This window comes from Patescibacteria group bacterium, from assembly GCA_028707065.1.
GTDB lineage: Bacteria > Patescibacteriota > Patescibacteriia > Patescibacteriales > WJLG01 > JAQTUZ01.
Window position 1 is genome coordinate 13,997 of the sequence record JAQTUZ010000012.1, and the last position, 23,708, is coordinate 37,704.

Consider the following 23,708-nt stretch of genomic DNA (forward strand, 5'->3'; position numbering starts at 1 on the left):
CATCCGAGAAGTTTTTAATTTTTAATAAAAAATTTTGATTGAATAAAGTCGCATTTCTACTAAGTAGATCCTTCGCCAGGGGCTCAGGATGACAAATTTTTTATGAATTTTCAGATAATTACAATTTTTCCCGAAATTTTGGACTCTTATTTCAATGAGGGGATGGTTAGGCGCGCGATCGGGAAAAAGATTATCAAAATAAAAGCGCATAATTTGCGCGACTGGACGGAGGATAAGCATAGATCAGTGGATGATTCGCCTTATGGCGGGGGAGCGGGAATGGTGATGAAGGCGGAACCCATTGTCAAAGCCTTAAAGGCTTTGACAAAAACAAAAAACAAAAAAGCCTGCCCGCGGACGCGGGACGCGGCCAGGGAAAAAACAAAAATAGTTTTATTGTCGGCGAAAGGGAAGAGGTGGAATCAGGCGATGGCCAGAAAATTTGCCAAGCTTGATGAGGTGATTTTTATTTGCGGAAGATACGAAGGGGTTGATGAAAGAGTTTTGAATTTTGTCGATGAGGAAATATCGATTGGCGATTATGTTTTGACCGGCGGAGAACTGGGCGCGGCCGTGATGATCGATTCGATCACCCGGCTCTTGCCTGGAGTTTTGGGCAATGCCGAAAGCGCCATCTCCGAATCGCATTCAGCCGAAGGAGTTTTGGAATATCCGCAGTATACTCGGCCGGAGGTCTTGACAATCGGCCAAAAAAGTTATAGAGTACCAAGAGTTCTTTTACAAGGAGATCATCAAAAAATCCGCGCCTGGCGCGAAAAAAACAGCAAACAGAAGGAGCGTAAAGAATGAGCTTTTCTATTATTTCAGTTGGCGATAATCAAACCGCAATGCTAGAGATTGATCAAGAGGCAATCAGCACGTTTTTCAAGAATGAAAGAAAAATATTCTCCGGAAAATTATCCGAATTACCGGCTGTAACCGTGAAAATAATCAAAGCAATGGTCGGCAAGACGGAAGACCTTGGATTCGTCCACGTTTTTACTGCCATCAAGTTGGCAGGCGAAAGAAATCGTCCGGACGTTCTTTCATTTATTCAGTATTGCCAGGAAAAATATTCTAGCAGATACTTCGTCGGTAAATGATCTTTGCTGCAACGTCCTGAATATTTTGCCAAGGGAAGGAGCGCAGAATGGAAGAATTGGTTTTTAATATCAGACACACTGTTTACTGGGTCGATACCAGGCTCAAGGAGGCAAAAGAATTTCCCCCGGAGTTCATTGCCAAACTGTACGGACAGACCCTTAGAGGTGACGCGGTTTATCAGGGAAATATTCCTCGAGCAATCGCGCCGATCAAAAATCCGTTGCTTTTTGTAAGACCCGATGATTTTAGAGACATTGAGTTATTTAAGAAAGCGGCAGTTCCGGAGAAAAGAAAACATATTTTAAAAATCATTGATTTCTCAATGCCGGCTTGGGTGGAGTGCTACGTGATCGCGCCGCGCCAAAATTTTAAATTGACATAAAATCCCGCCTCTTAATGAGTGGCGGGATTTTCATATTTTTGTGATTTTCCGCCCTAATTTTAGGGGTATGGAAATTTTTTGCCAAACTTGCTAAAATAAGTTCAAGGTTTATAATTATTAAATCATCAAAAAACTATGAAAAAAATTATTTTGGTTGTTTTGGCGGGTTTGTTGATGGCGCCGGGGGTCAATTTATCATTGGCGGCCAAGCCGGATCTGCCGGAGGCGGCGGCCAGGCATTTTGCTTTGCCGGCTAAAGCGCAAAAAATTTCCTCCAATGTTTATTATTTAGGCCAAGCTCTGGATAAAGAAGGGGTGGTTGAGGGTTATGCGATTTTAAAATACAAGGATGAATCTGCTAAAGTAAATCCGGCCAAGCAGCCCGCGGTTACCTGCTACGGCTTTTTAGGCAAGGGCGCGAAATGGAAAGCCGTTGAACCTTATTTATTCAATGCCATCGGCTCTAATGCTTCCAGCACGGGAAGCTTGGATCCTGCTGTTTTGAAAGGAATCATGGCTTCCAGCATCGGCAAATGGGAGGCGGCCGCCGGCAAGGATATTTTAGGCAATGAAACAACCGGCGTCATCGATGGCGCTGATTCGGTCGCTCCGGATAATAAGAACGAGGTATATTTCGGCAGTATTGACGAGCCGGGCGTTATCGCCGTAACGATCGTTTGGGGGATATTCAGCGGTCCGACTTTCCAGCAGAAAATAGTGGAATGGGATATGGTTTTTGACGAGGTTGATTTTAACTGGTCAGCCAGCGGCGAAGCGTATAAAATGGATTTTGAAAATATCGCGACTCACGAATTGGGCCATAGCGTCGGCATGAAGGATACATATAATGCCGCTTGTTCGTTGGTGACGATGTACGGCTACGCTTCCGAAGGAGAAATCATCAAAAGGACGCTGGAGTCGGCTGATATTACCGGCGTCAAAACTTTATATAGATAATAAAGGCGATAAAATAATTTTAAATCGAAAGCTACCAACAAAAATCCACGCCTTAAAAGGCGTGGATTTTTGGCAGATCGATTTACCCCGCCTTTTTTCTCTGAAGGGCGGGATTAAATTATTTTCCAGCCGGTTTCGGTTTTGACGATGCTGCCCGAGAGGCGGAAAGCTGCGGCTTTCGGGTGGCCGCCGCCGCCCAAGAAGGTCGCGAGGCGGGAGACGTCGACCTTATCGTCCTTGGTGCGCAGACTGCCGCGGATCTGGCCTTTGATCTCTTCGCGCAAGAATACCACGGCTTTGACGCCATCGATATTATTCAGGATATCCGTGGCCGCGTCTAAAAGATTTTCATTGCCAAATTCTTTTTTTAACTGGTTGATTTCTTCGAAAGTCAAAACTGAATAGGCCAGATTATATTTTTGGCTTAATTTTAAATTGTCCAGAATCCTGCCCCAGGCCTTCATCGCCGAGAGGCTTTTGTTCTGCAAAGTGTGTTTGGTTATTTTGGGGAAAGTCGCGCCGGCCAAAAGCATCATGGAAGAAATCCTGATCGTTTCCGGAGTGACCGCGCCGAAAAGCAGATTGCCCGTGTCGGTCAGGATTCCTGTCAAAAGGCAATTAGCGATCTCCTTGGAGAACGGCAGATTATTATAATGGAAAAAATAATAGAGCAATTCTGAGGCGGAAGACATCACGGCGCGGATTTCCAGGTCGGAATAATCATCAGTCTTGGGATGATGATCAAATTCGATGACGAATTGATCTTTATTTCTGCCGCGTATTTCTTCGGCAAGCTTGGTTCGCCCCAAGCTGCCGCAATCCAGCACGATGATTAAATCGTAGGCGGAAAAATTTGCCGGCTTAGCCGATGTCAATCTTTTAATGTTAGGCAAAAAGGAAAAAAAATCCTGCGGCGCGTCAGCGCAAAAAATTGCGTGCTTCTTTTCCAGCTGGTCGAACAAAACCGACAAAGCGCAAACCGAAGCCAGGCCGTCGCCGTCCGGCCGCTCATGCGTAACCAACAGGATGTTTTTGGCCGCCCTGATCTTCTCAAAAGCGGCGATGAACCTGTCTTTTAATAATGATATTTCCATAACAATTCATTATAGATAAATCTTCCGCAAATGAAAAGGGCGCTGGAAGGCCGGAATATTGACAGGCGAAGATAAAATTGATATATATAGTATTATGTTTTTTGCGCGTATTTTGTTGGTCCTTTAACCATTAACAACAGGAGTTGGTTCAATGCTCACTTTATCAGAACCTTTAGTTCGGAGTGGCAACGCATCGGACACGGATTTGGCAGCTCAATTTAAGAATGTCGCGCCCAAGCCTGCCGCTGTGCCCAAAACAGTCAAGATTTTGACGATCGATGACTGCGTTTCCATCGGCCAATTCAAACAAGTGGCAAAATCGATTTTGCAGGCTGATACCGGCCGGATCGATTGGCTGATCCGCAAGGCCGAGGAAAAATTCAGTAAATCAGGGCCGGGAAACAAATCCGCACCCGGTTATCAGGGGCTTTGTGACAAACTCACTCGCCTCAAGGTTTATTATGACGAGGGGATAAGCACGGAAATTAATGAAATTCTGTTGCGCCGCGCTTTCCGGAGTGCCGGAGCCACGGCCAGTCTGCCTTTGCCCTCGCGGAAGAGGACCAGGGCCGAAGCTTGTCTCTACGAGCCGGAATAATCGGTACAAATGTCCTTTGCCCATTGCTTCGCACCTTATGGCGCGAAGCATTTTTTATTCCCAAAACTGTCGTCGAACGCTCTTTGACAAAAGATTGAGAGAGTTGTAATATTCGATTTGTCGCTGTTTCGGCTTGTTCATTGTATTTTTAAGTTGATTGAAGGGACGAGGCGGTCTTTTTGTTTTTTAACCATTTTCCAAGGGAGGACCTCATGAAGAGGCTCATGTCAGTGTTAGCGGTTTCTGTTTTTGTGGCAGGGATGATCGGTTGTTCGAATAACCGCTCCCCGGTTTCCAACAATGCTTCGGGAGCCAAGGGCAATGTCGAGTTGTCGATCAAGATGGGCAAGGTCGGAGCGCTGGCCAAGATGGCCAAAACCGCCGAGATCAATCTGGATTCGCTGACGCTGGATCTGACGGCGACCGGCGAAGTGCCGATCCATAGCGTGACTTTGATCTCCGGACACGATCAGCAGATTGTTACCAAGAATTTTGAATTGGCTGCCAACAAAAATTGGACCGTGCAGGCCAGAACCTATGCGACCGAGCCCAATCCCGGCTGTCCGCAATGTCCGCCCAATATTCGCCAGATCCATAATGGTTCAACAAGTTTTGACGTGGCAGAAGGCAATAGTGACCCGGTTAATCTGACGATCAACGCCCAGTATAGTATGCTGGTAACCAGAATCAATCCGATTCCGGACAGCTGTAACCGAATTACTCTTTATCAGGGCAGTGACATGAATCAGCTTTGGAATATGTGGGCAGATACCAATTTCGCCATCGAGCAAAGAGCCGCTACGGATACGGCAAAATTGCGTTATGACTGGCTTTATGTTCAGTCATACAGCCAAAACATCCAGGTTGTCATTCGCGGTGTCTGGAATGGAGTCCCAATGATTTTATATTGGGGCACTTTCTCAATTCCGCAAGTAGTCGCCGGAGAAGACGTGTCATACGCCTTCACGCTTGAGTGGAAGGGCCCCTCGACTGCCAAGGTGCAAAAAACGATTAATGTCACTGTCGGTGGCATCGGCACGAACACTATCGACGGTACGCCGATCCCGCCAGCGCCGATTAAATAATTTCCCTTATCACCGTCTACCATTTCAAGGAGGATTGAATGAATAAGCTTCTCTCTTTTGTCTTGCTCGCGGCCATCGGAGTTTTTTATAATTCCTGCTCCTGCGGCAAGGGCCCGACGGCCAGCGTTGCCGAACCGACCGGGGCGATTTCCGCCAAGATCTTTATCGGTCCGGTGGGATTTTTGGCCAAAACGCAGGCCGGTACGGCTATTAATTTGACCAAGGCCTATCTGGAAATTATGTCGGGCGCCGACACGCTGAAAGACTCTTTCGATTTGACCGGCTCGGCCCAGCAGTCGAAAGAAAAGATCTTCGGCGACATCCATGTGAAAACATGGAAAGCCAAAGCCTGGACGATTGACCAGAATAAAAAAATAATCCACGCCGACTCAACGACCTTTGCCGTGGTGGAGAATGACACGGTCGGAGTGAATCTTAATCTGTCGGCGAATTATTCGATGTTCGTGGCCAAGATTTTCCCGATCTCCGACAGCGCCACTTCCGTCGAGGTTTACGTGAACGGCGTTTTGGTGGCCGATTCGGTTTTTGGGAAAAACGCTTCGTTCGATACTTTGCGGAGTTACTTTGATTATTTGCCGGCTTCACCCACTCCGGGAACGTCGGCGACGATCAAGATCAATGTTCGCGGCGACTGGGTTGACGCTGATACTCTGCTCTGGACCGGTCAGAAAGTGATTAATGTCATTTCCGGGGTTGATCTTAATGAATCGATCAATCTGGCCTGGGTCGGCCCGCAAGTCGGCGGAGTCGACATCACGGTCATCATCGGCAAAGTGGCCACGGTAATAGTGGACGGTGTTGTCCAGCCGCGGCCTAATACCACGCCATAATCAAACAGAATGTCCTTTCTTTAGCAAAAGACTCGCCAGCTAGCGAGTCTTTTTTTAATATTTATAGTTAATGTCTTCGAGTTCCTCATCCGGCAGATTTTTTTCTTTTTCCGCTGCGGCGAAGATTTTTTCCAGCGCGCCCGCTTGTTTTTCCGTCGGGTCAAATTCCCAGATCAGATGAGGAATTTTTCTGATCTTGATGCGATGTTTTAATTCTTCGGCGATCAATCCCGAACTTTTTCTTAATTTTTCCAAAGCCGTGCCGATCAGCGAATCCGGCAGTACCGAGAATAAAATGCGCGCCGAATAGAAATTCGGGTCGCATTCGACGTGGGTAATAGTGATCAAGCCGTTGGGAAATTCCACTTCTTCGGTAATGATCAGCGCGATCTCTTTGCGCAAAGATTCATTTAAGCGATCAATATTCGGCATAAGATTTTAAAATTGTAATACTAATGTCATACGAATACATACTAATATGACGAATGCGTGCTAAATAATAATTCGTTATATTAGTATGTATTCGTGGATTAGTATTACAATTTGGCGGCTATTTCCTTTTCCTCAAAAAACTGCAAGATATCGCCTTCTTGGATGACCGGTTTGCCTTCATATTGCATCCCGCATTCCTGATTGATGTCCACGCTCGGCATATCCATTTTTCCCGCTTGCAATTTGGTGATCTTGCCTTGCGCCACCATCACTTTGTTGCGCAGAATTTCCACGTGGACATTATTTTTCGCTTGGCCGTCCAGAACTTTGCCGCCGACGATTTGGCTCTTGTTCTCGGTGCGGAAGATTTTCAGCACTTTGACGCGGCCAAGATCGACGCGCTGGATTTTTGCTACGACTAATTTTTTCATTTCTGCCTGCACGTAATCGATCAGATCATAGATGATATTAAAAGCGTGGACCTTGATGCCTTTTTCTCTGATCAAGACTTCGATGGTCGGAGAAATTTTTACGTTAAAGCCGACGATTTCCGCGTTCGAGCCCTCGGCGCGGGCAATATCGCCCTCAATGATATTCCCCAAGCTTTTATTTAAGATTTTAACTTTAACTTCCTCGGTATTTATTTTCATCAATGATTCCTCGATCGCTTCCGCCGAGCCCAAGACATCGCTTTTAATGATTAAATTAAGCCGTTTCACGTCAACCGCGTCTTCGTTTTCATTTTTCATCTGGATGGCGCTGCGATTCTGCGCGACCTTTTCGATCTTGCCCTTGATGCGTTCGCCCTCGCCAACTTCCAAAACATCGCCGACCGCCGGCGCCATTTTCAAGCCGAGGATCATCACCGGCATGGAAGGCAGGGCCTCTTTGACATTTTCGCCTTTGTAATTTTTCAGCGCCCGGGCTTTGCCGTAAATATTGCCGTGCAAGATCAATTGATCGCCGACACGCAGCGTGCCATTTTGAATTAAGATCGTGGCTAATGGCCCGGAGTTTTTATCAATATGCGATTCGATCACCGTGCCTAAAGCGGCTGCCTGGGGATTAGCCCGCATGCTTTTGGCTTCCGAATCGGCGGTGAGCAGGATCAGATCCAATAATTCCTCGATGCCGGTTCCTTTCAAAGCCGAGATCGGCGCGCAAACAACTTTGCCGCCCCAATCGTCCGGAAGAATTCCTAATTTATTGACCATTTCCTGTTTGATTTTGGTAAGATCCACGCCCGCCTTATCGATTTTGTTTATGGCAATGATAAAAGGAAGTTGCGCGGCCTGGATAATTTTGTAAGCTTCAATCGTTTGCGGCTGGACGCCATCATCAGCGGCCACGACTAAGATCGCCACGTCGGCGATGCGGGCGCCGCGCGAGCGCATGGCCGTGAAAGCCTCGTGTCCGGGAGTATCGATAAAAGTGATCAAGCGATTATTTTTGACGACCTGGTAAGCGCCGATATGCTGGGTGATGCCGCCGTGCTCGCCGCCGGCGACATTGGTTTTGCGGATCGTATCCAATAATTTTGTTTTGCCATGATCGACGTGGCCCATGACCACGATGACTGGCGGACGGATAATTAAGTTGCCTTCTTTTTCGCGAGCCAAAATTTCCTCGATTTTTTTATCGCCAACAGCTGCTTGCGCCGCTTGGCCTTGGGTTTCATCAAGCGATACTTCTATCCCCAAAGATTGGCCGATGATCGAAGCCGTATCAAAATCAATTCTTTCGTTCATCGAAGAAAAAACGCCGTTTTTCATCAATTCCGCCAAAACTTTATTGACCGGCAGATGCGTCAAGGCGGCAAAATCGCGGACAGTCATTATTGAAGGGATCGGAATGACTTTTTTCACCACGCCTTCGGCGATCATCTCTTCGCGCTGCGCCTTGGTTTTTTCCGCATCTTCGGTTTGCAATTTTCTCAATAAAAACGGCCAGTCGCGGATGATCATCTGAGCGGTTTTCGGATCGACCTTGATCGCCCGATAACCGATATCAAAACCCATCCGCGGGAGCTTTTCCTTCAGATCGTTAGGTGTGACCTTTAATATTCTGGCTAATTCGGTTACGTTCATATTATTTCCCCTCCTTTTTAAGGAGGGGTTAGGGGTGGTTGTAAGGGGTGGGTTTCCTTGGCGTTAATTCCCCTCCGCGGGAGGGGTGGCCGAAGGCCGGGGTGGGTTTCCAATGATAATAATGTAAAATAAAAATAATTCCTAAGAATTATTTTAATACTACCGCTTTTTTGCGGTCGAGTCAAATAAAAAGGGAAGCCTGGCGGGGCTTCCTGGAGACAAGATATTAGCAGTGATTAAAGTCGTAGTAGACTTTAAGGACTTTGCCGCACTTTTTCTTTTTTAAGAGCAGCTTGGCTTTTTCTACGATTTCTTTGTAGGCATCTTTGAGTTGCTTTACCGTGTAATCCCAATTGCCATGCAATGCCTTCAGGTTGGGCTCTCTTGCCCAGAATTCATGAGCTTCAAATAATTCACTAACCCTAATGTTGTTAGTGAATCCTTTTTTCCATCCAAATCTGGGAAGTGATTTTTTGAAAAAGTTCAAAGCTTCTTCTTTTGTCGTAGCCGCCACTGCATGGATGAGTACAAATTCAGATTGGTCGCTGTGGAGAAAAAAGAGCGTTCTATCCATTTGAACCTCCTTCGCTGTAAAATAAAAAGAATTTTTTGCTTGCCATTATGGCCTCCTTGATTCAGTGTTATAAGCGCATATTATCAGGTTGATTTTTTTAAGTCAATTTTTTTAAAAGTTTTTTGACCGGGCCGAAGGTCTGGCGGTGGAACGGCGTGGGACCGTATTTTTTTAGGGCTTCCAGATGCTCTTTGGTGCCATAACCTTTATGGTTTAAAAATCCGTATTGCGGATATTGCACGGCAAGCTCGGCGATCAGCCGGTCATGGGTGACTTTGGCAATGATCGAAGCGGCGGCGATCGAGAGAACGAAGGCGTCGCCGTTGATGATATTTTCCTGGCGTAGGCTTAAATTGGGAATGGGCGCCCGGCCGTCGAGCATAATATAATCGGGCTTGGTCTTGAGCGCGCCGATGGCTTTTTTCATGGCTAAAAAAGTCGCCTGATAAATATTGATCCGGTCAATTGTTTCATGATCGCAGACGCCGACGCCAACCTCGAAAAAATTATCTTTGATAATTTCAAAAAGCTCTTCGCGTTTTTTCTCCGGCACCAGCTTGGAATCCCTAATGGTTTTTAATTCCTTGACGGCGAAGAATTTTTCTACCATTTCCGGCTTAAGCGTGACCGCGGCGGCCACGACCGGCCCGGCCAAAGGCCCTCTACCGGCCTCGTCCACTCCGGCGACGAGCGTCAGGCCGGAAGCGAACAGTGAATTTTCCTTTTTCAGATCGAGCATTGGTTTTCTTGTAAAATTAAGGAAATTTGTGATATAGTATCGATAGTTATTATCTTAGCTAATTTTGAGACAAAAAACAATCATTTCGTATATAATTTGTTAGGCAAAATTAAATTTATAAATAAAAAAACATGATCTATTATTTAGTTTTTTCAACATTCATCGTTTATTTTATTATTAGTATTTTATCTCGAGAATTGTATTGGACTGCTTCGGGCGTTATAGTGTATAAATATCAAGGAAAACGTGCTGTCATGTTATCTTTTGGATTCTTGTTTTTGTTCATTTTTTTTGGCTGGATGATAATTGATCAAAACAATATTTATTCATTAAATAAAGCGGCATTATCGTTAGTGTTTGCTGTTCCACTAGGAGTGATATTAAGAATGATGTTAATCTCGATGCATCGAAGTCTGGGGGTGGAAATAGGAGAAACGACCAGAAAAAGAACAAAAAAAAGCATGACCGAATGGGCAATCGCAGGATTTTTTATAAGTCTGCCCATTAATTTTTTATTATATTTTTTTCTTAAATATACCATCAACATAACGACGGCTATAGTTACAATGTGTATTGTCACGATAAGTTCAATATTATTTTTTTCATTTTGGGGATCAAGAACTGTTTTCGAATAAAGCATTTTTTTATTTATAAATTTAACTCCGCCTAACACGGCATATCCGGTTCCGCTTCGCTCTACCCAAATCCGCCCAGGGCGGACTTCGGATAATGCCGATACGTTGTATGCAAGTTTTACTGGACAATTTTTATAATAATTAATATTTCCTGAAGGAGAATATATTTATGGCACATGAACAAATAACAATTGACGAAAAGAACATTATCACATTTCCAATATTTTGTTGGAGAGTAATTGCTGTTTATATGATAGCGTATTTAATTCCTGCTTTTGTTGCTCAAATTTACTATAAGCCTATTTGGGACGCAGGTACAATTTCAGCGATAATGAGACCAATGAACTCACCGTTGGTTGCTTTAGGGCCAATGCTTCAATCAATAAATGCATTTTTTATCGCTATTGTTCTTTTTCCTATCCGAAGTTTGATAATCGACCGAAAAAATGGTTGGTTAACATTATTCCTGCTTGTCGCCGGTTTTTCAATATTTGTTCCTCAGGCTCCCGCACCAAGCTCATTTGAGGGGTTTATTTATACAAAATTAACCATATCTGAACATTTAATTGGTTTGCCTGAAGGCTTAATATTTTCATTTCTTTTTTCATTTGGATTATATCATTGGTATAGACGACCAAAAAAAATATGGAATATTATTTCAATTGCGCTGATTATATTAATCGTTCTTATGAGTACATTAGGATTTCTTGCAGCCATTGGAATAATTAAACAATCTTAATATTGTCCAGCAAAATCAGCGTACAACAGCGCATATATGCTCCGCTCCCGATGGTCGCTTCGGGCTAAAGCCACATTTTTTATTTTGTCTGCTGCGCTTCGCTCGCTTTTCGGCAAAATAAAAAACGTCATATATGTGCGAACGTTAGGAGAAATGTTGCTCCGCTTTGCTGAAGCTCCGGAGAGGCAGGCGAAGGATTTATTTCGCGCGAACCCGGGATTTTCGCGGCCAGACTTTTTATCAGTTAATTGTAATATTGACAGTAGAAGTTTTAAATTTTAACGATAAGTATTTTTTTGCTCGGCGGGTTTATGATCGTTTTAGCTGATTTTAAGATAAAAAACAACACCGAGCGATTATTATTAAATGTTCTTTGTCAAAATGTTTTTTAGCAAGTGTCTGATCATTAACCAATAACCGATTGAGGAGGCTGATCGTGAAAAACGGCATAGAAAGAAGTAACCCGCCGCAGGCGAGAAGAATGAGAATCAGGGAAAAATATTATCCCCGGAGCATCAGCCGGTCCTTGGCGAGAGCAGGTTCGCGCCGATCTTTCGGACGTAATGTCCTGCTTTGCCAAAGAGCCAAGAGAAAAGTCGGGCTGGCAGCATGAAGGATGATAATAGGGATTAAGGCAAGAGGGGAAGAAATATCTTCCCCATTTTCTAAAAAACATTTTAGCAGCGCCGCGATTTTAGGCGGAAATTTTTTACTAAATTTTCATTAATTTTATGGACAAATGGAAACTTCTCGTTGCCCGGGAGACCGTGCTGCTGGAAAGGTATATTCGGGTCGAGGGTTATCGGGATATGCTGGGAGCTCCCTCGAAAGTAAAAGTTGGCAACTTGCTGGTCATCAACCAAGACGGGATTACTTCGCAATATGTTTATCTGCCGGAAACGGCAAAAAGGCTTGATTTGGTGTGGGCGGAATATCAGCAAGGGTATTTGAAAAAATTTTTCCCTCTTTGGTCGGGCGAATTGGAGGAGCTTAAAAAATCCACGAAGGCCGTTTTGGCAAACGGTACGGCTAAAAATTTTTCAATCTTTATCAAATGGTATAAGCTCGCCAGATCAATTGTATTTTATACTAACAACTTAAATAAACTTTTTGAATCAAAAAAGCTGAAAAAAGAAACATTGGCTATTGGTGAATGGCATGAAAAAGCCGAGGTGGAAAGCAGCGCGGCCTGGGACGCGCTGATGCCATTTTTTGAAAAGCTGGGGCGAAAGCATAAAACCTCGCCGGCAGAATTGATGTTTTATCTGCCGAAAGAATTTTTCAAGTTTCTTCAGGAAGGAAAAAAGGTTGGAGAGAAGATTTTGCAAGAACGGAAGAAACATTATGTACTGTGGCTCCAAAATGGCCGAATGAAATTTTATCTGGGCAAGCAGGCGCGGCAAGTGGAAATGGAACAAGTGCCGCCGGAAAAAATAGCGCCGGTAAAAGAAATCAAGGGGATGGTTGCTTGCCGGGGAAAAGCAACGGGCAAAGTTCGCGTGGTCAATACCAAGGCGCAGATGGAGCGGATGCAAGCGGGAGAAATCTTGGTATCGATCATGACTACGCCTCGCCTGTTGGCGGCAACAAAAAAAGCGTCAGCGATCATCACGGACGAAGGAGGAATTACTTGCCACGCGGCGATTATTTCCCGGGAGTTTAAAATTCCCTGTATTATCGGAACAAAAAATGCCTCTAAAATTTTAAAAGATGGCGATTTTGTGGAAGTAGACGCGGATAGCGGGATCGTTAAAATTTTATAAAAATGATAGTGGATAATATAAAAAAAGCAATAGCGCAGATCGAAAAAATTGATATTACCAATAATGAGTTTAAATACGCGGTTTTTGATTTTGATAATACTTGCGTTGTTAACGATGTTGCCGAAGCCGCTTTTGCTTATCTTTGCGAGAATAATTTGCTCAAGGATTTTTCTTTATTGGGGAAAAAGCATCTCGATTCATCGGATTATCACGCCGCCGCCCTTCGTCATTATTATCAACTTTTGGATCAAGGTAAAACCGAACAGGCTTTTGGTTTCATCGGCGAATGTTTGTCCGGTTTTTCTCTGGCGGAAGTCGCGGCAGCGGTGAAAAAAACCGTGGCGAGCGAAGGTGAAGCTGTCACCAAAAGGATTTTATTTAGTTTAACGATCAATCGAGGATTAAAGGTTCGCGAGGGAATTAAAGAATTGCTGGCCTATGCTCATAAAAAAAATATTGCCGTTTGGGTTATCAGCGCTTCGCCGGAATCTATGGTCAAGCCGGCCTGGGAATTATTTTTTCCCAACGTCAAAGCCGAATGCATCGGCATTGAGAATGTGATGAACGGAGATTTGCTTACCGCGAAATTAATTTATCCCTTACCGATCGCGGGCGGCAAAGTCGCCAATATCCAAAATAAAATTCAGCGAGAAATAAAACCGATCTTCGCCATCGGCGATTCGATCAATGATCAGCCGATGCTGGAATACGCCGAGCTCGCCATCGTCATCGACCGCGGAAACAGTTTGGCGGAATATGCCAAAGGAAGAAAAGACTGGGTTATTTTGGCCGCCACAACTTAAATTAGCCCGGCCGTGTTTCTCGCCGGGAACGCGGCGAATCAAGAAAAAACAAATTTTGATATTAAAAATATGTCAGACCAAAAAAACAGGCCAAGAGTCGGATTGGGCGTTATCATTGTTAATCAAGAAGGGAAAATACTTATCGGCAAAAGAAAGAACAGCCACGCTCCTTATTATTCCATCCCGGGCGGCCATCTTGACCCTGGCGAAACTTTTGAAGCAGGGGCGATCAGGGAAATTAAAGAGGAAATGAATTTGGATCTTAAGGACCCAAAGGTGATCGCGGTTACCAATAATTTGGAAACTTATCGCGATGAAGGATTGCATTATATTTCGATTATTTTGCTGGTAACGGAATTTTCCGGCGATCTAAAAAATATGGAACCGGAAAAATGCGAGGAGTGGTTGTGGGTTGACCCGAATCATTTGCCGTCGCCGCACTTTGACGCGAGCCGGATGGGTGTTGCTTGCTATTTGGAAAAAGCATTTTATAAAAAATTTGAGTAATTTCAGTAGTTAAATTTTTTGTGACGACAATAAAATACGACCAAATTTATCGACATCATAACGTTTGGGGGGAAAAGCCCAATCCGCTTTTGCAGAAAATTTTGGAAAAGCTCGAACCTGGTTCGGAATTTTTGGATCTGGGCTGCGGCCAAGGTCGCGATGCTTTGTTCATGCTGCAAAAAGGATTCAAAGTGACGGCGATAGATAATTCCGAGGAAGGGATCAAGAAGATGAGAGAAGCGATCGCGGCGAAGAAACTTTCCTTGTCCCGGATCAGGCTATTTTGCCAGAATATCGCGACCTTTAAGATCGAACCAAATAAATATTCAACCATCAACGCCTATAATTCTTTGCATTTTTTGGCCAAGCCAGACGCGTTGCGATCGTTGGTTCAAATAAAGCAAGCCGTGAAAAACGGGGGATACGCGATTATTTCCTGTTTTTTCATTAAGAAGCCGTTGGCTAAAAAAATCGATAATAAACATTGTTTTATCGCGGCGGGGGAATTAATGAAAATTTTTTCCGATTTTGAAATTATTTTGTATGAGGAGAAGACAACCGACAATAAGGGCCACGCGGGCTGCCCCGAACCGCACCGGCACAATGTGGTAAAAATGATCGCGCAAAAAGTAACGCAACGCGCCCGGGCGATTATTATTGCCAAGAGAAAAATATTATTGATCAATCGCCTCAAGGATCACGAATCTTATTGGGTTTTACCGGGAGGGCGCGTCGAAGCGAACGAGACGATAGAAAAAGCGATCCGGCGGGAATGCCTCGAAGAGCTGGGCATCAAAGTTCGCGTTAAAGATTTATTCTATGAAGAAAAATCCGCCAAATCGGAAACGGCCGGCCAGCCGGAATTTTTTTATTTGTGCGAGATGACCGGCGGAGTCATCGGCACCGGCCAGGGGCCGGAGTTTCAATCCGGATCAACAATTTATCAGGGGGAATACGATATTAAATGGGTGGATTTGGAAAAGTTGCCGGAATTAAACCTGAAACCGGAGGAATTGAAGAATAAACTTATTAAAAGTTATGCCAGCGGAAATTAAAATCTTGGTCAAGGGCTACGCCAAAGAAAAGAACGGCAGCGAGTTCGCGTCCTCGACCGTCACTTTGATCCGGGAAAATGGGATAAACGTGATTGTCGATCCGGGGATGGACAGGAAAAAACTTTTGGCCGCTTTGAAAAGCGAGGGCTTGCCGGCGGCGAAGATAAATTTTGTCATCTTGACCCATAATCATTCGGATCATATTCTTTTGGCCGGAATTTTTTTCCAAGCAAAAGTTCTTGATAATGTTGATATTTTTTCCTGGGACGGAAAAATTGCTGGCCATCAGGGAAAAGTTCCCGGAACCGATATAAAAATAATCAAAACTCCGGGACACGATCAGTTCCATTGCTCGGTTTTGGTGCCAACCAAAAAATTTGGGAAAGTTGCCGTGGCCGGCGATGTTTTCTGGTGGCCAGATAATCAAAAACAAAAAACAGACCGGAAAAGTTTAATCAAACTCAAAGACCCTTACGTTAAAAATAAAAAAGATTTGCTCGCCAGCCGCAAGAAGATTTTGGCAATCGCCGACTACATCATTCCAGGGCACGGGAAGATGTTTAAAGTATATAATTTTTTATAGCGCGCATTGGAAAATTTCCGTAATCACGCAGCGTATCACCCAAAGGGTGACTAGCGGAGTGATAGGAAATTTGTCCAGCGCGCGATTTTTTGTGCAACTTTTTCTAAAAAAAGTTGCAAAGATGCTGATAATTATTTGGTGATTTTTTTGATGTTTCCTTCTTTGATCTGGATATAATTATAAGCCGAGAGCGCCGCAATCGCGCCATTGCCGGCCGAAATGACGATCTGCTTGAACGGGCCGTTGGTGCAGTCGCCGGCCGCGAACATTCCCGGCAAAGATGTTTCGTATTTTTCATTGACGATAATTTCTTTTTTTTCATTGATCTTTACCAGGCCGGCGACCAGATCGGTTTTCACTTCAAAGCCGATTTCGACAAAAATTCCATCAACGGCGATTTCCCTGGAAGAATTGTCGGCCAGATTGCGTACTTTAATAGAGGCGACCTTTTTTTCGCCGACGATCTCCTCGACTTTGCTTTGTAAGATAATTTCAATGTTCGCCGTCGCGCGAACTATTTTTTCCAAAGCTTCGAAGGCCTGGAAAGTATCGAATTGGTGGATCAAATAAACTTTAGAGGCGATTTTGGCGAGCAAACCGGCCGAATCCAGCGCGCTGTTGCCGCCGCCGACCACGGCCACGGTTTTATTGCGGAAAAGCGGGCCGTCGCAGTTGGCGCAGTAGGCCACGCCGCGGCCGCCCAATTCTTTCTCGCCCGGCACGCCCAATTGCCGATGCGCCGCGCCGATCGCGACAATCACCGTCTTGGCGGAAAATTTTTCGCTCGCCGTCGCGACCTCGAAATTTTCTTCAGCCAATTTTTTTATTTCCTTGACTTCGCTGATTTTTATTTCCACGCCCAAGTCTTTCACCTGCTCGGTGAATTTTTCAATTAGCTCGGAAGCAGGAATGGATTTATAGCCGGGATAATTCTCGATCATCGAAGCCCAGATCATCTGTCCGCCCAAGTCTTTAGCGACCATTAAAGTTTTCATCTGTCTTCTGGCGGCATAGATCGCCGCTGACATCGCGGCCGCGCCGCCGCCGATAATTATAACATCATACATAATTTTATAATTTGAAGTTTAAATAAAAATTTTAGTTTGGAAAAATAAGTTTCAGAAATTTGAAATTTGAAATTGGAAATTTGGAAAAAATCGGCAAAAACCTAATTTCCAATTTCTAATTTCTAATTTCATCTTCGTTTTCATTGAGGATAGTTTTATGCGCAATAGTTTCTTAAATTAATTATAAGTTTTTTATCGCATTATCGCAATCTTGACAATATAACAATATGGCAATGTAACAAATGTCTCTTTTTGACTTCTTTATTCATATTTGATAAAGTTAGTATATTAAAAATTAATTATTAACAATTCAAACTAAAACTTATGAAAAAAGCGATTATTTTAAGCCTGATGCTGGCTCTGGTTTTGACCGGCTGCAGCTTCAAGGTTCCGCAGGCTGCCAAGGTCTTGACTCCTGATGAGGCCAAAGCGCAGATCACCGATTATATCAATAATCAACTTTTGGCTGATGCCCCTTACAAGGCGACGATAAACAGCATTTCCGACATTAGCGGAGTCTACAAGCTGTCCATCGGCGTTAATGATCAGCAGATCGATGCTTACATGACTCGCGACGCTTCGCTCTTTTTTACGCAGATTTATGATATGAAAAAGAAACCAGCCGCCGCTTCTTCCACCGCCGCCAATACGCCAGCCGAAACGACTCAAGAAGTGAATACCAAAACCGCCAAGCCGACCGTGGAATTATTCGTGATGAGCTCCTGCCCTTATGGCACGCAGATTGAGAAAGGCATTTTGCCGGTCGCGGCTACCCTGGGCAAAAAGATCGATTTTGCCATAAAGTTCTGCGACTATGCCATGCATGGTGAAAAAGAATTAAAAGAAGAGATGAATCAATATTGTATCCAGCAAAATGAGCCGGCCAAGTTCGCGGCTTATTTAAATTGTTATTTGGCAGACGGAAAAACGGCGGCTGATTTTGAAACTGATTTACAAAAAAAGGGTGAAGCCCAAAGCAAGTCAGCCGATATTTTGGCCAAGTGGGCTAAAGTTTCAGCCGATTGCGTAGCTAAAGTAAAAATTAATAAGGGAAAAATTGCAACTTGCGTCGCCGCCACGGACAAGAAATTCAATGTTATGTCAGGATTTGCCGACCAATCCAGCTGGATAAACGGACAATTCCCGCAATTTAATATTTTTAAGGATGATAATACCAAGTATGGCGTCGGCGGTTCTCCGACCTTAGTGATCAATGGCGAAACCATTTCGACCGCCAGAGATTCTGCCAGCTTGCTCAAAACCATTTGCTCGGCTTTTACCACTGCTCCGGCCGAATGCCAGGCGCAGCTTTCTTCGGAAACTCCGGCTCCGGGTTTTGGCACTGCGACCGCCGCTTCCGGATCGGATAGCGCTTCCTGCAACACTCCGACGGCGCAGTAAGACTGACTATTTACAAATAAGCATTTTGGTGCTATTATTTGTTCAGTTAATATTATTTAAACAGTTTCTGCCCTTAAGGATTGAAAAAATTTGGTAGAATTCATTTAAAATTAGCAAAATGATCGCAATTGAACCGACAAGCTTTATACGACTTCATATATATAAAGAAGGGAAAAAATAATTTTCCTTGTTTGGCATTGCTAATTAAATAGGTTTTCTCACAATTTAAATTCCCGGGGCAGACTCATATTATTTATGATTTTTGTTGAAATTGCACTTGGTCTGATCGCTGCCGCGGGAGTTTTTTTGTTGGGTTATTGGGTGCGCAAGAAAAGAGTAACGCAGCAAATCGGAGACGCCGAAAATAAGGCGGAAAAGATCCTGCACGAAGCCAGGTCCAAAGAAAAAGATCTGTTGCTCAAGGCCCAGGACAAAGCCTTGAAGATCATCGAAGAGTCCAAAGAAGAGGAAAGAAAACGCCGTGAAGAACTGAACGGCTTGCAGATCCGCTTGGAACAGCGAGAAAGCTCGTTTTCCAAAAGATTATTGGAGCTGCAGGAAAAACAGCAAGAGCTGTATGACCGCGTCAATAAAGTCGAGGAAGCGAAAGAAAAGATCCGCCAGATCCGCGAAGAGCAATTGGAAAAATTAAAAAAGATCGCCGAGATGTCCAAGGAAGAGGCGAGAGAAGTTTTGTTCAAGAACGTCGAGGCGGAAGCCAAGGATGATCTGGTCGCCAGAATGAACAAGGCGGAAAGGGAAAACGACGAAGCGGTTGACGATAAAGCTCGCGAGCTGATTGCCAGCTCGATGCAGCGCATCGTTTCTTCTTATACTCCGGAAATTTCCACCACTAACGTCGATTTGCCTAACGATGAAATGAAAGGCCGCGTCATCGGCCGCGAAGGACGCAATATCAAAGTCATCGAACAATTGGCCGGCGTCGAGATCATTGTCGATGATACGCCGAATACCATCGTCATTTCCGCTTTTTCCCCGATCCGCCGCCACGTGGCCAAGCGGGCGCTTGACGCGCTGATCAAAGATGGCCGCATCCATCCGACCAAGATCGAAGAAGCGATCGACAAAGCCAAGAAAGATTTGGCTTTGGATATCAAGAAAGCCGGCGAGGAAGCCATCTACGAATTGGGGATTACCGGTTTTGATCCGAAACTTGTCCAAATTTTGGGCCGTTTGAAATATCGCACCAGCTACGGCCAGAATGCTTTGCGCCACTCGGTGGAGGTCGCGATTTTATCCGGTTTGCTCGCCGAAGAATTGGGCGCGGATGTGCCGCTCGCCAAGAAGGCCGGCTTGCTTCATGATATCGGCAAGGCCGTTGACCACGAAGTGCAGGGCACGCATCCGGAGATCGGCCGCGACATCGCCAAGAAATTCAATCTGCCCGAAGAGGTCATCGCCCCGATCGAAACCCACCATGATGATCATCCGCGCGGCTTGATTTCCGTTATCGTCAAAGTCGCTGATGCCATTTCCGCTTCCCGCCCGGGCGTGCGCAGCGATACCTATGAACGCTATTTGCAAAGATTGGAAGAGCTGGAAAGTTTGACCAATTCTTTCGAGGGCGTGGAAAAGTCTTACGCCTTGCAGGCTGGCAGGGAAGTCAGAGTTTTTGTCAATGCCGAAAAGATCGATGATCTGGCGATGCAGAATCTGGCCCGCGAGATCGCCAAAAAAATCGAGGCCGAATTGAAATATCCCGGCGAGATCAAGGTCAATGTGATCAGGGAAAATCGCGTCATCGAATATGCCAGATAAAAAAGTAAAAAGTTAAAAGTAAAAAGTAGAAAAGTATTTTCGGGCGCGGAATCGCCATACCTTTCACTTCTGGCGGGCGGGTAGGCATATTATTGACATATATTTATTCATGGTATTGCTATTTTTTTACCATTTGTTATAATATTAGCAAATAACAAATCATCATAATTTAAAATCAATACTATGAACAAAGCGACTTTAATCGAGAAGATTGCGGAAAAAACCGGAGCTAACCGCAAGCTCGCCGAAAGCATGATCAATTCCATGGTGGACATCATCATTGAGGAGTTGAAAAAGGGGAGTGATGTTTCGATCACCGGTTTTGGCACTTTTGAAACCATGACTCGTTATGCCCGCGGCGGCGTCAATCCGCAGAAACCGACCGAACGCATCCAGATCCCGGAAGTGAAGGTGGCCAAATTCCGCACCGGCAAAAGATTAAAAGATTCATTAAAGGGTAAATAATATCTCACATATCGTAACGCAAAAAAGGAAGACGATTTTTTCGTTCTTCCTTTTGCGTTAGAGGGTGGGAGAGCAGAGAACAAAAAGCAAAGAACATTGAGTAAGAAGCAAAGAGCAGGAAGCGTGATTAAATTTGTTCTTTGATCTTTGATCTGTGTTCTTTCGAATTTGATTTAATATGTTGTTTATGTTAAGTTGAATTTAGTTTGAAATAAAAAGTCCCAGGATTATTTAGCGCCCGTAGCTCAACGGATATCCGCGACATGCCGCTTTGCGGCTGCGCGGATCCGCTCACGGCCAAAGGCCGATGTAGCGGGGAGCGTCTGGCTTCGCCCCAGCCATTCGGCGGGGCGCCCTGTCGAATGGCTGGGCGGGCACATTAATTAAAATAAATTTTTTCTGGCTCCCTTAGCTCAACTGGATAGAGCGTCTGGCTTCGGACCAGAAGGTTGCAGGTTCAAGTCCTACAGGGAGCACTTTTTTTGGCAGACTAAGAAGGAGATAGTATGACAGACAATAAAGCAAGAAAAGAAAAAATAGTAAATAATTTTAGAAAATATTGTTCGGTGTGCGATGGCTTATGCTGCAAAAAGGGAGTTTTTTCAGTTTTTGGCTGGGAAATGAAAGATTTGCCGCTTGCCGGAAAGGATTTTGAAATCAGCAGCCAGTCCGGGGAAAGGGGCGAAACTAAGGATATCGTAATGAAAGACAGATGCATTTTTCTCGGGAAAAATGGCGGCTGCGTTTTACCGCCAGGCATCCGTGCTACCGATTGCATAACTTTTCCTTTTTATCCAAAAATAAGAAAGACGGAAAACGGCTTGGAGATTGAGTGTTTTTACATACATAAAGAATGTTCTTTTTATGATAAGGCCATTAATGATAAAAACATTATTCAAGATATAAAAAAGTATTGGGAAGAAATAATTAAAAATGTTCCGGCCCAGGAAATCCTTGATTGGGTAGGACAAGATGCTTACTGGGACGATTGGTATAAAAATACCGTTATCGTAAATTACTGATAATGGGTTAAGTTCAACATTTTAAATTAGTCGTCTATTTAAACAAGATTAATTAGGGCTGGGTAGCTCAGCTGGTTAGAGCACGGCATTCATAACGCCGAGGTCGAGAGTTCAATTCTCTCCCCCGCCACACACAATCAATTACAAATTACAAATTAAAAATTATTTTATTGACAAAAGTTGTTTGTTCAGTGGAATATGGCTATATTAGGTAATTTGTAATTCGTAATTTTTAATTTGTGATTGAGTGTTGCGCTCATAGCTCAGCTGGTAGAGCAGCTCCCTCTTAAGGAGACGGTCGTGGGTTCGAATCCCTCTGAGCGCACTAGAAATAAAAACAGTCCCGAAGCTTCGGGACTGTTTTTATTTCTAGTGTTCTTAAAGTGTGGATTCGAACAGGTCAGGAGTGAGGCAATGGCCGCGAGGGAACGAGCGGCCGGCAGCCGAACGTCCGCCGACCTGCCGGGGGCAGGTCGGCGCTGACCCCGGACAAGGGAGGCCGCCGCAATTGCGGCGGCGGCCGACCGCGGAAATCCCTCTGAGCGCACTGAAAATTAAAAAACGGGCATTCGCCCGTTTTTTAATTTTCCGCTCAGAGGGATTCGAACTGGTTGCGAGCGAGCTATGAGCCGCGAGGGAACGAGCGGCGAATAAGCGAGCGACGCCGGCCTTTCGGGGAAAGGCCGGCGGCAACCCTGGACAAGGGAGGCCGCCGCAATTGCGGCGGCGGCCGACCGCGTGCTGGTTATTTGAGAAAATTTTTAGAACGATAGAGGGATTCGAACTAGGCAGGAGCGAGACAAATTTGCCGCCGCAATTCCGTCGGTGGCAAATTGGTCGCAAATAAGCAATTAATGTTATAATAAAATCATATGGATTTGAAAAATATTAAAAAACACGACGATTGGGTAAAAATGTGGTCGGCAAAGGGCAGTTTGCATTTTGACTCTCATTTGGGAGAGATTTGGACAAGAAGAAAAAATATTTCCGGAAAGGCGATGTATCGGCAGGTTATTTTTATCTACCAAGACGGAGTCACGGATTGTTGGGCCACTAAATCAGACCGAGACGATTTGGGTGATCGATTGAGTTCTTTGGCGCGCAAGGATAAATCTTATGTTGTTAAAATATCGGATGATTTGCAATCTTGCGCCGAAAATGTTTTGAAATTCATAGATTCCTATGATGCCAATAAGCTTAGCCTCGCCGATTTTGATGAATTCTGGAATCTTGTTTATGATTATTATTTACCGCACATCAGTGTTAAATATCTTGTTGATTATGTTTCTCCCGCGGAATTGAAAGTAATTTTGCCCGTGCTCGAAAGAGCGCGTTTGGCTGCCGAACCAATCTATCGGAAGGTTGAAAATTATGTTGAGCTGATAGCCGAGCGCGTCGCCCGGGAAACATCATTTACCCAAGAGATGATCATTGCCACCACCAAAGAAGAGCTTCGCTCCTATTTCCAGAACAAGAGATTGCCAGATCGTATCCAGTTGAATAATCGTTATCGTGGAGCGGCCTTGATTTTTGACGATAAAGACACTGATATTTTTACGGGCGAAGACGTAAGTAAAATTGAAGGAATGGTCCTGTCTTCGGCCGCGACTACGGTGATCGAAGGGCAAAGTGCTTATCAAGGCAAGGTTACCGGCCGCGTCAAGATCGTATTTGATCCTACTGATCCTCGATTATCATTTTCTGAAGGAGATATTCTTGTTGCCGGTATGACCCATCCGGAATTCTTGCCTCTCTTGAAAAAATCGGCCGGTTTTGTAACCGATTCCGGTGGCATTTTATCTCATGCCGCTATCAGCGCTCGTGAGTTGCGGAAACCTTGCGTGATCGGCACGAATAACGCGACTAAATTGCTAAAAGACGGGGATTTGATTGAGGTTGATGCGAATAATGGATCAGTCAGAATATTAAAAAAGTCAGTTATAATTTCGCCAAAAAAACAGGGCAAGCGGTAGAACTTTATCGCTT

The 23,708-nt window shown here is 44.6% G+C and carries 26 protein-coding genes and 3 tRNA genes; 22 read left to right on the plus strand and 7 right to left on the minus strand.

The features are described from left to right. Nucleotides 1-102 precede the first annotated feature (102 nt). The 4 genes from trmD (at nucleotide 103) to PHE24_04560 (ending at nucleotide 2,443) form a co-directional block, all read left to right on the plus strand. Complete coding sequence (gene trmD / locus PHE24_04545) at nucleotides 103-810, plus strand: tRNA (guanosine(37)-N1)-methyltransferase TrmD (GenBank protein MDD4902379.1); 708 nt, start codon at nucleotides 103-105, stop codon at nucleotides 808-810. Next, the gene (locus tag PHE24_04550; GenBank protein MDD4902380.1) at nucleotides 807-1,103 is read left to right on the plus strand and encodes a hypothetical protein; all 297 of its coding nucleotides are present in this window, start codon (nucleotides 807-809) and stop codon (nucleotides 1,101-1,103) included. Before trmD ends, PHE24_04550 begins: the two co-directional genes overlap by 4 nt. A 47-nt stretch (nucleotides 1,104-1,150) precedes the next feature. Further along, nucleotides 1,151-1,486 carry a hypothetical protein gene (locus PHE24_04555; protein MDD4902381.1) on the plus strand — a complete coding sequence of 112 codons (336 nt, stop codon included), beginning with the start codon at nucleotides 1,151-1,153 and terminating at the stop codon, nucleotides 1,484-1,486. A gap of 135 nt (nucleotides 1,487-1,621) precedes the next feature. Beyond that, nucleotides 1,622-2,443, plus strand: coding sequence for a matrixin family metalloprotease (locus PHE24_04560; protein ID MDD4902382.1), 822 nt, complete (start codon nucleotides 1,622-1,624; stop codon nucleotides 2,441-2,443). A 113-nt stretch (nucleotides 2,444-2,556) separates the two neighbouring features. Here the strand turns inward: PHE24_04560 and PHE24_04565 are convergent, their stop codons facing one another. Continuing rightward, on the minus strand, nucleotides 2,557-3,537 hold the full coding sequence (locus PHE24_04565; GenBank protein ID MDD4902383.1) for a bifunctional oligoribonuclease/PAP phosphatase NrnA: 981 nt from the start codon (nucleotides 3,535-3,537) through the stop codon (nucleotides 2,557-2,559). A 151-nt stretch (nucleotides 3,538-3,688) separates the two neighbouring features. Here PHE24_04565 and PHE24_04570 point away from each other — a divergent pair, with 151 nt between their 5' ends. The 3 genes from PHE24_04570 (at nucleotide 3,689) to PHE24_04580 (ending at nucleotide 6,071) form a co-directional block, all read left to right on the plus strand. Beyond that, the gene (locus tag PHE24_04570) at nucleotides 3,689-4,135 is read left to right on the plus strand and encodes a hypothetical protein (protein ID MDD4902384.1); all 447 of its coding nucleotides are present in this window, start codon (nucleotides 3,689-3,691) and stop codon (nucleotides 4,133-4,135) included. 212 nt (nucleotides 4,136-4,347) lie between these two features. Then, nucleotides 4,348-5,220 carry a hypothetical protein gene (locus tag PHE24_04575; protein ID MDD4902385.1) on the plus strand — a complete coding sequence of 291 codons (873 nt, stop codon included), beginning with the start codon at nucleotides 4,348-4,350 and terminating at the stop codon, nucleotides 5,218-5,220. 38 nt (nucleotides 5,221-5,258) lie between these two features. Then, nucleotides 5,259-6,071 carry a hypothetical protein gene (locus PHE24_04580; protein ID MDD4902386.1) on the plus strand — a complete coding sequence of 271 codons (813 nt, stop codon included), beginning with the start codon at nucleotides 5,259-5,261 and terminating at the stop codon, nucleotides 6,069-6,071. A gap of 54 nt (nucleotides 6,072-6,125) precedes the next feature. On the opposite strand, the gene PHE24_04585 is transcribed toward PHE24_04580, so the two are convergent. The 5 genes from PHE24_04585 to PHE24_04605 form a co-directional block, all read right to left on the minus strand. After that, nucleotides 6,126-6,503, minus strand: a complete 378-nt coding sequence (locus PHE24_04585; protein MDD4902387.1) for a ribosome-binding factor A — start codon at nucleotides 6,501-6,503, stop codon at nucleotides 6,126-6,128. A gap of 104 nt (nucleotides 6,504-6,607) precedes the next feature. After that, a complete protein-coding gene (infB, locus tag PHE24_04590) occupies nucleotides 6,608-8,590 on the minus strand; it encodes a translation initiation factor IF-2 (GenBank protein ID MDD4902388.1) in 1,983 nt (660 codons plus the stop codon). Nucleotides 8,591-8,816: 226 nt separating this feature from the next. Further along, nucleotides 8,817-9,164 (minus strand): hypothetical protein, encoded by a 348-nt coding sequence (locus PHE24_04595; GenBank protein ID MDD4902389.1) that lies wholly within the window; start codon nucleotides 9,162-9,164, stop codon nucleotides 8,817-8,819. A 97-nt stretch (nucleotides 9,165-9,261) separates the two neighbouring features. Next, on the minus strand, nucleotides 9,262-9,903 hold the full coding sequence (locus PHE24_04600; protein MDD4902390.1) for a ribonuclease HII: 642 nt from the start codon (nucleotides 9,901-9,903) through the stop codon (nucleotides 9,262-9,264). A 322-nt stretch (nucleotides 9,904-10,225) separates the two neighbouring features. After that, nucleotides 10,226-10,543, minus strand: coding sequence for a hypothetical protein (locus PHE24_04605; protein ID MDD4902391.1), 318 nt, complete (start codon nucleotides 10,541-10,543; stop codon nucleotides 10,226-10,228). Nucleotides 10,544-10,707: 164 nt separating this feature from the next. On the opposite strand from PHE24_04605, the gene PHE24_04610 reads away from it, so the two are divergent. From PHE24_04610 to PHE24_04640, 7 genes are all read left to right on the plus strand, one after another. After that, nucleotides 10,708-11,277 (plus strand): hypothetical protein, encoded by a 570-nt coding sequence (locus tag PHE24_04610; protein ID MDD4902392.1) that lies wholly within the window; start codon nucleotides 10,708-10,710, stop codon nucleotides 11,275-11,277. 436 nt (nucleotides 11,278-11,713) lie between these two features. Further along, nucleotides 11,714-11,890 carry a hypothetical protein gene (locus tag PHE24_04615; GenBank protein ID MDD4902393.1) on the plus strand — a complete coding sequence of 59 codons (177 nt, stop codon included), beginning with the start codon at nucleotides 11,714-11,716 and terminating at the stop codon, nucleotides 11,888-11,890. Nucleotides 11,891-12,008: 118 nt separating this feature from the next. Then, complete coding sequence (locus PHE24_04620; protein ID MDD4902394.1) at nucleotides 12,009-13,040, plus strand: PEP-utilizing enzyme; 1,032 nt, start codon at nucleotides 12,009-12,011, stop codon at nucleotides 13,038-13,040. Between the two features lie 2 nt (nucleotides 13,041-13,042). Next, the gene (locus PHE24_04625; GenBank protein ID MDD4902395.1) at nucleotides 13,043-13,843 is read left to right on the plus strand and encodes an HAD family hydrolase; all 801 of its coding nucleotides are present in this window, start codon (nucleotides 13,043-13,045) and stop codon (nucleotides 13,841-13,843) included. 69 nt (nucleotides 13,844-13,912) lie between these two features. Beyond that, the gene (locus PHE24_04630) at nucleotides 13,913-14,350 is read left to right on the plus strand and encodes an NUDIX domain-containing protein (GenBank protein ID MDD4902396.1); all 438 of its coding nucleotides are present in this window, start codon (nucleotides 13,913-13,915) and stop codon (nucleotides 14,348-14,350) included. Between the two features lie 20 nt (nucleotides 14,351-14,370). After that, complete coding sequence (locus PHE24_04635) at nucleotides 14,371-15,405, plus strand: NUDIX domain-containing protein (GenBank protein ID MDD4902397.1); 1,035 nt, start codon at nucleotides 14,371-14,373, stop codon at nucleotides 15,403-15,405. Continuing rightward, complete coding sequence (locus PHE24_04640; GenBank protein MDD4902398.1) at nucleotides 15,389-15,988, plus strand: MBL fold metallo-hydrolase; 600 nt, start codon at nucleotides 15,389-15,391, stop codon at nucleotides 15,986-15,988. The genes PHE24_04635 and PHE24_04640 overlap by 17 nt, the downstream gene beginning before the upstream one ends. A 131-nt stretch (nucleotides 15,989-16,119) precedes the next feature. On the opposite strand, the gene PHE24_04645 is transcribed toward PHE24_04640, so the two are convergent. Then, on the minus strand, nucleotides 16,120-17,055 hold the full coding sequence (locus tag PHE24_04645; protein ID MDD4902399.1) for an FAD-dependent oxidoreductase: 936 nt from the start codon (nucleotides 17,053-17,055) through the stop codon (nucleotides 16,120-16,122). 324 nt (nucleotides 17,056-17,379) lie between these two features. Between PHE24_04645 and PHE24_04650 the strand changes: the two genes are divergently transcribed. The 8 genes from PHE24_04650 (at nucleotide 17,380) to PHE24_04685 (ending at nucleotide 23,695) form a co-directional block, all read left to right on the plus strand. Then, complete coding sequence (locus PHE24_04650; protein ID MDD4902400.1) at nucleotides 17,380-18,456, plus strand: hypothetical protein; 1,077 nt, start codon at nucleotides 17,380-17,382, stop codon at nucleotides 18,454-18,456. A 255-nt stretch (nucleotides 18,457-18,711) separates the two neighbouring features. Next, nucleotides 18,712-20,235: a ribonuclease Y gene (rny, locus tag PHE24_04655; GenBank protein MDD4902401.1), complete on the plus strand. Its 1,524-nt coding sequence runs from the start codon at nucleotides 18,712-18,714 to the stop codon at nucleotides 20,233-20,235. 183 nt (nucleotides 20,236-20,418) lie between these two features. Further along, a complete protein-coding gene (locus tag PHE24_04660; protein ID MDD4902402.1) occupies nucleotides 20,419-20,700 on the plus strand; it encodes an HU family DNA-binding protein in 282 nt (93 codons plus the stop codon). A 402-nt stretch (nucleotides 20,701-21,102) separates the two neighbouring features. Beyond that, a tRNA-Arg gene (locus PHE24_04665) sits at nucleotides 21,103-21,176 on the plus strand. A 30-nt stretch (nucleotides 21,177-21,206) separates the two neighbouring features. Further along, nucleotides 21,207-21,722 (plus strand): hypothetical protein, encoded by a 516-nt coding sequence (locus PHE24_04670; protein ID MDD4902403.1) that lies wholly within the window; start codon nucleotides 21,207-21,209, stop codon nucleotides 21,720-21,722. A gap of 56 nt (nucleotides 21,723-21,778) precedes the next feature. Next, nucleotides 21,779-21,852: transfer RNA gene (locus PHE24_04675), tRNA-Met, on the plus strand. 122 nt (nucleotides 21,853-21,974) lie between these two features. Further along, a tRNA-Lys gene (locus tag PHE24_04680) sits at nucleotides 21,975-22,047 on the plus strand. Between the two features lie 547 nt (nucleotides 22,048-22,594). Beyond that, nucleotides 22,595-23,695: a PEP-utilizing enzyme gene (locus tag PHE24_04685; GenBank protein MDD4902404.1), complete on the plus strand. Its 1,101-nt coding sequence runs from the start codon at nucleotides 22,595-22,597 to the stop codon at nucleotides 23,693-23,695. Nucleotides 23,696-23,708 lie beyond the last annotated feature (13 nt).

Coding starts and splice junctions, on each gene's coding strand:
- PHE24_04565 (MDD4902383.1), bottom strand. CDS start 3,537: ATGGAAATATCATTATTAAAAGACAGGTTCATCGCCGCTTTTGAGAAG.
- PHE24_04595 (MDD4902389.1), bottom strand. CDS start 9,164: ATGGATAGAACGCTCTTTTTTCTCCACAGCGACCAATCTGAATTTGTA.
- PHE24_04645 (MDD4902399.1), bottom strand. CDS start 17,055: ATGTATGATGTTATAATTATCGGCGGCGGCGCGGCCGCGATGTCAGCG.
- PHE24_04640 (MDD4902398.1), top strand. CDS start 15,389: ATGCCAGCGGAAATTAAAATCTTGGTCAAGGGCTACGCCAAAGAAAAG.
- infB (MDD4902388.1), bottom strand. CDS start 8,590: ATGAACGTAACCGAATTAGCCAGAATATTAAAGGTCACACCTAACGAT.
- trmD (MDD4902379.1), top strand. CDS start 103: ATGAATTTTCAGATAATTACAATTTTTCCCGAAATTTTGGACTCTTAT.
- PHE24_04560 (MDD4902382.1), top strand. CDS start 1,622: ATGAAAAAAATTATTTTGGTTGTTTTGGCGGGTTTGTTGATGGCGCCG.
- PHE24_04585 (MDD4902387.1), bottom strand. CDS start 6,503: ATGCCGAATATTGATCGCTTAAATGAATCTTTGCGCAAAGAGATCGCG.
- PHE24_04555 (MDD4902381.1), top strand. CDS start 1,151: ATGGAAGAATTGGTTTTTAATATCAGACACACTGTTTACTGGGTCGAT.
- PHE24_04630 (MDD4902396.1), top strand. CDS start 13,913: ATGTCAGACCAAAAAAACAGGCCAAGAGTCGGATTGGGCGTTATCATT.
- PHE24_04600 (MDD4902390.1), bottom strand. CDS start 9,903: ATGCTCGATCTGAAAAAGGAAAATTCACTGTTCGCTTCCGGCCTGACG.
- PHE24_04580 (MDD4902386.1), top strand. CDS start 5,259: ATGAATAAGCTTCTCTCTTTTGTCTTGCTCGCGGCCATCGGAGTTTTT.
- PHE24_04550 (MDD4902380.1), top strand. CDS start 807: ATGAGCTTTTCTATTATTTCAGTTGGCGATAATCAAACCGCAATGCTA.
- PHE24_04625 (MDD4902395.1), top strand. CDS start 13,043: ATGATAGTGGATAATATAAAAAAAGCAATAGCGCAGATCGAAAAAATT.
- PHE24_04685 (MDD4902404.1), top strand. CDS start 22,595: ATGGATTTGAAAAATATTAAAAAACACGACGATTGGGTAAAAATGTGG.
- PHE24_04610 (MDD4902392.1), top strand. CDS start 10,708: ATGGCACATGAACAAATAACAATTGACGAAAAGAACATTATCACATTT.
- PHE24_04650 (MDD4902400.1), top strand. CDS start 17,380: ATGAAAAAAGCGATTATTTTAAGCCTGATGCTGGCTCTGGTTTTGACC.
- rny (MDD4902401.1), top strand. CDS start 18,712: ATGATTTTTGTTGAAATTGCACTTGGTCTGATCGCTGCCGCGGGAGTT.
- PHE24_04570 (MDD4902384.1), top strand. CDS start 3,689: ATGCTCACTTTATCAGAACCTTTAGTTCGGAGTGGCAACGCATCGGAC.
- PHE24_04660 (MDD4902402.1), top strand. CDS start 20,419: ATGAACAAAGCGACTTTAATCGAGAAGATTGCGGAAAAAACCGGAGCT.
- PHE24_04605 (MDD4902391.1), bottom strand. CDS start 10,543: ATGCTTTATTCGAAAACAGTTCTTGATCCCCAAAATGAAAAAAATAAT.
- PHE24_04670 (MDD4902403.1), top strand. CDS start 21,207: ATGACAGACAATAAAGCAAGAAAAGAAAAAATAGTAAATAATTTTAGA.
- PHE24_04620 (MDD4902394.1), top strand. CDS start 12,009: ATGGACAAATGGAAACTTCTCGTTGCCCGGGAGACCGTGCTGCTGGAA.
- PHE24_04575 (MDD4902385.1), top strand. CDS start 4,348: ATGAAGAGGCTCATGTCAGTGTTAGCGGTTTCTGTTTTTGTGGCAGGG.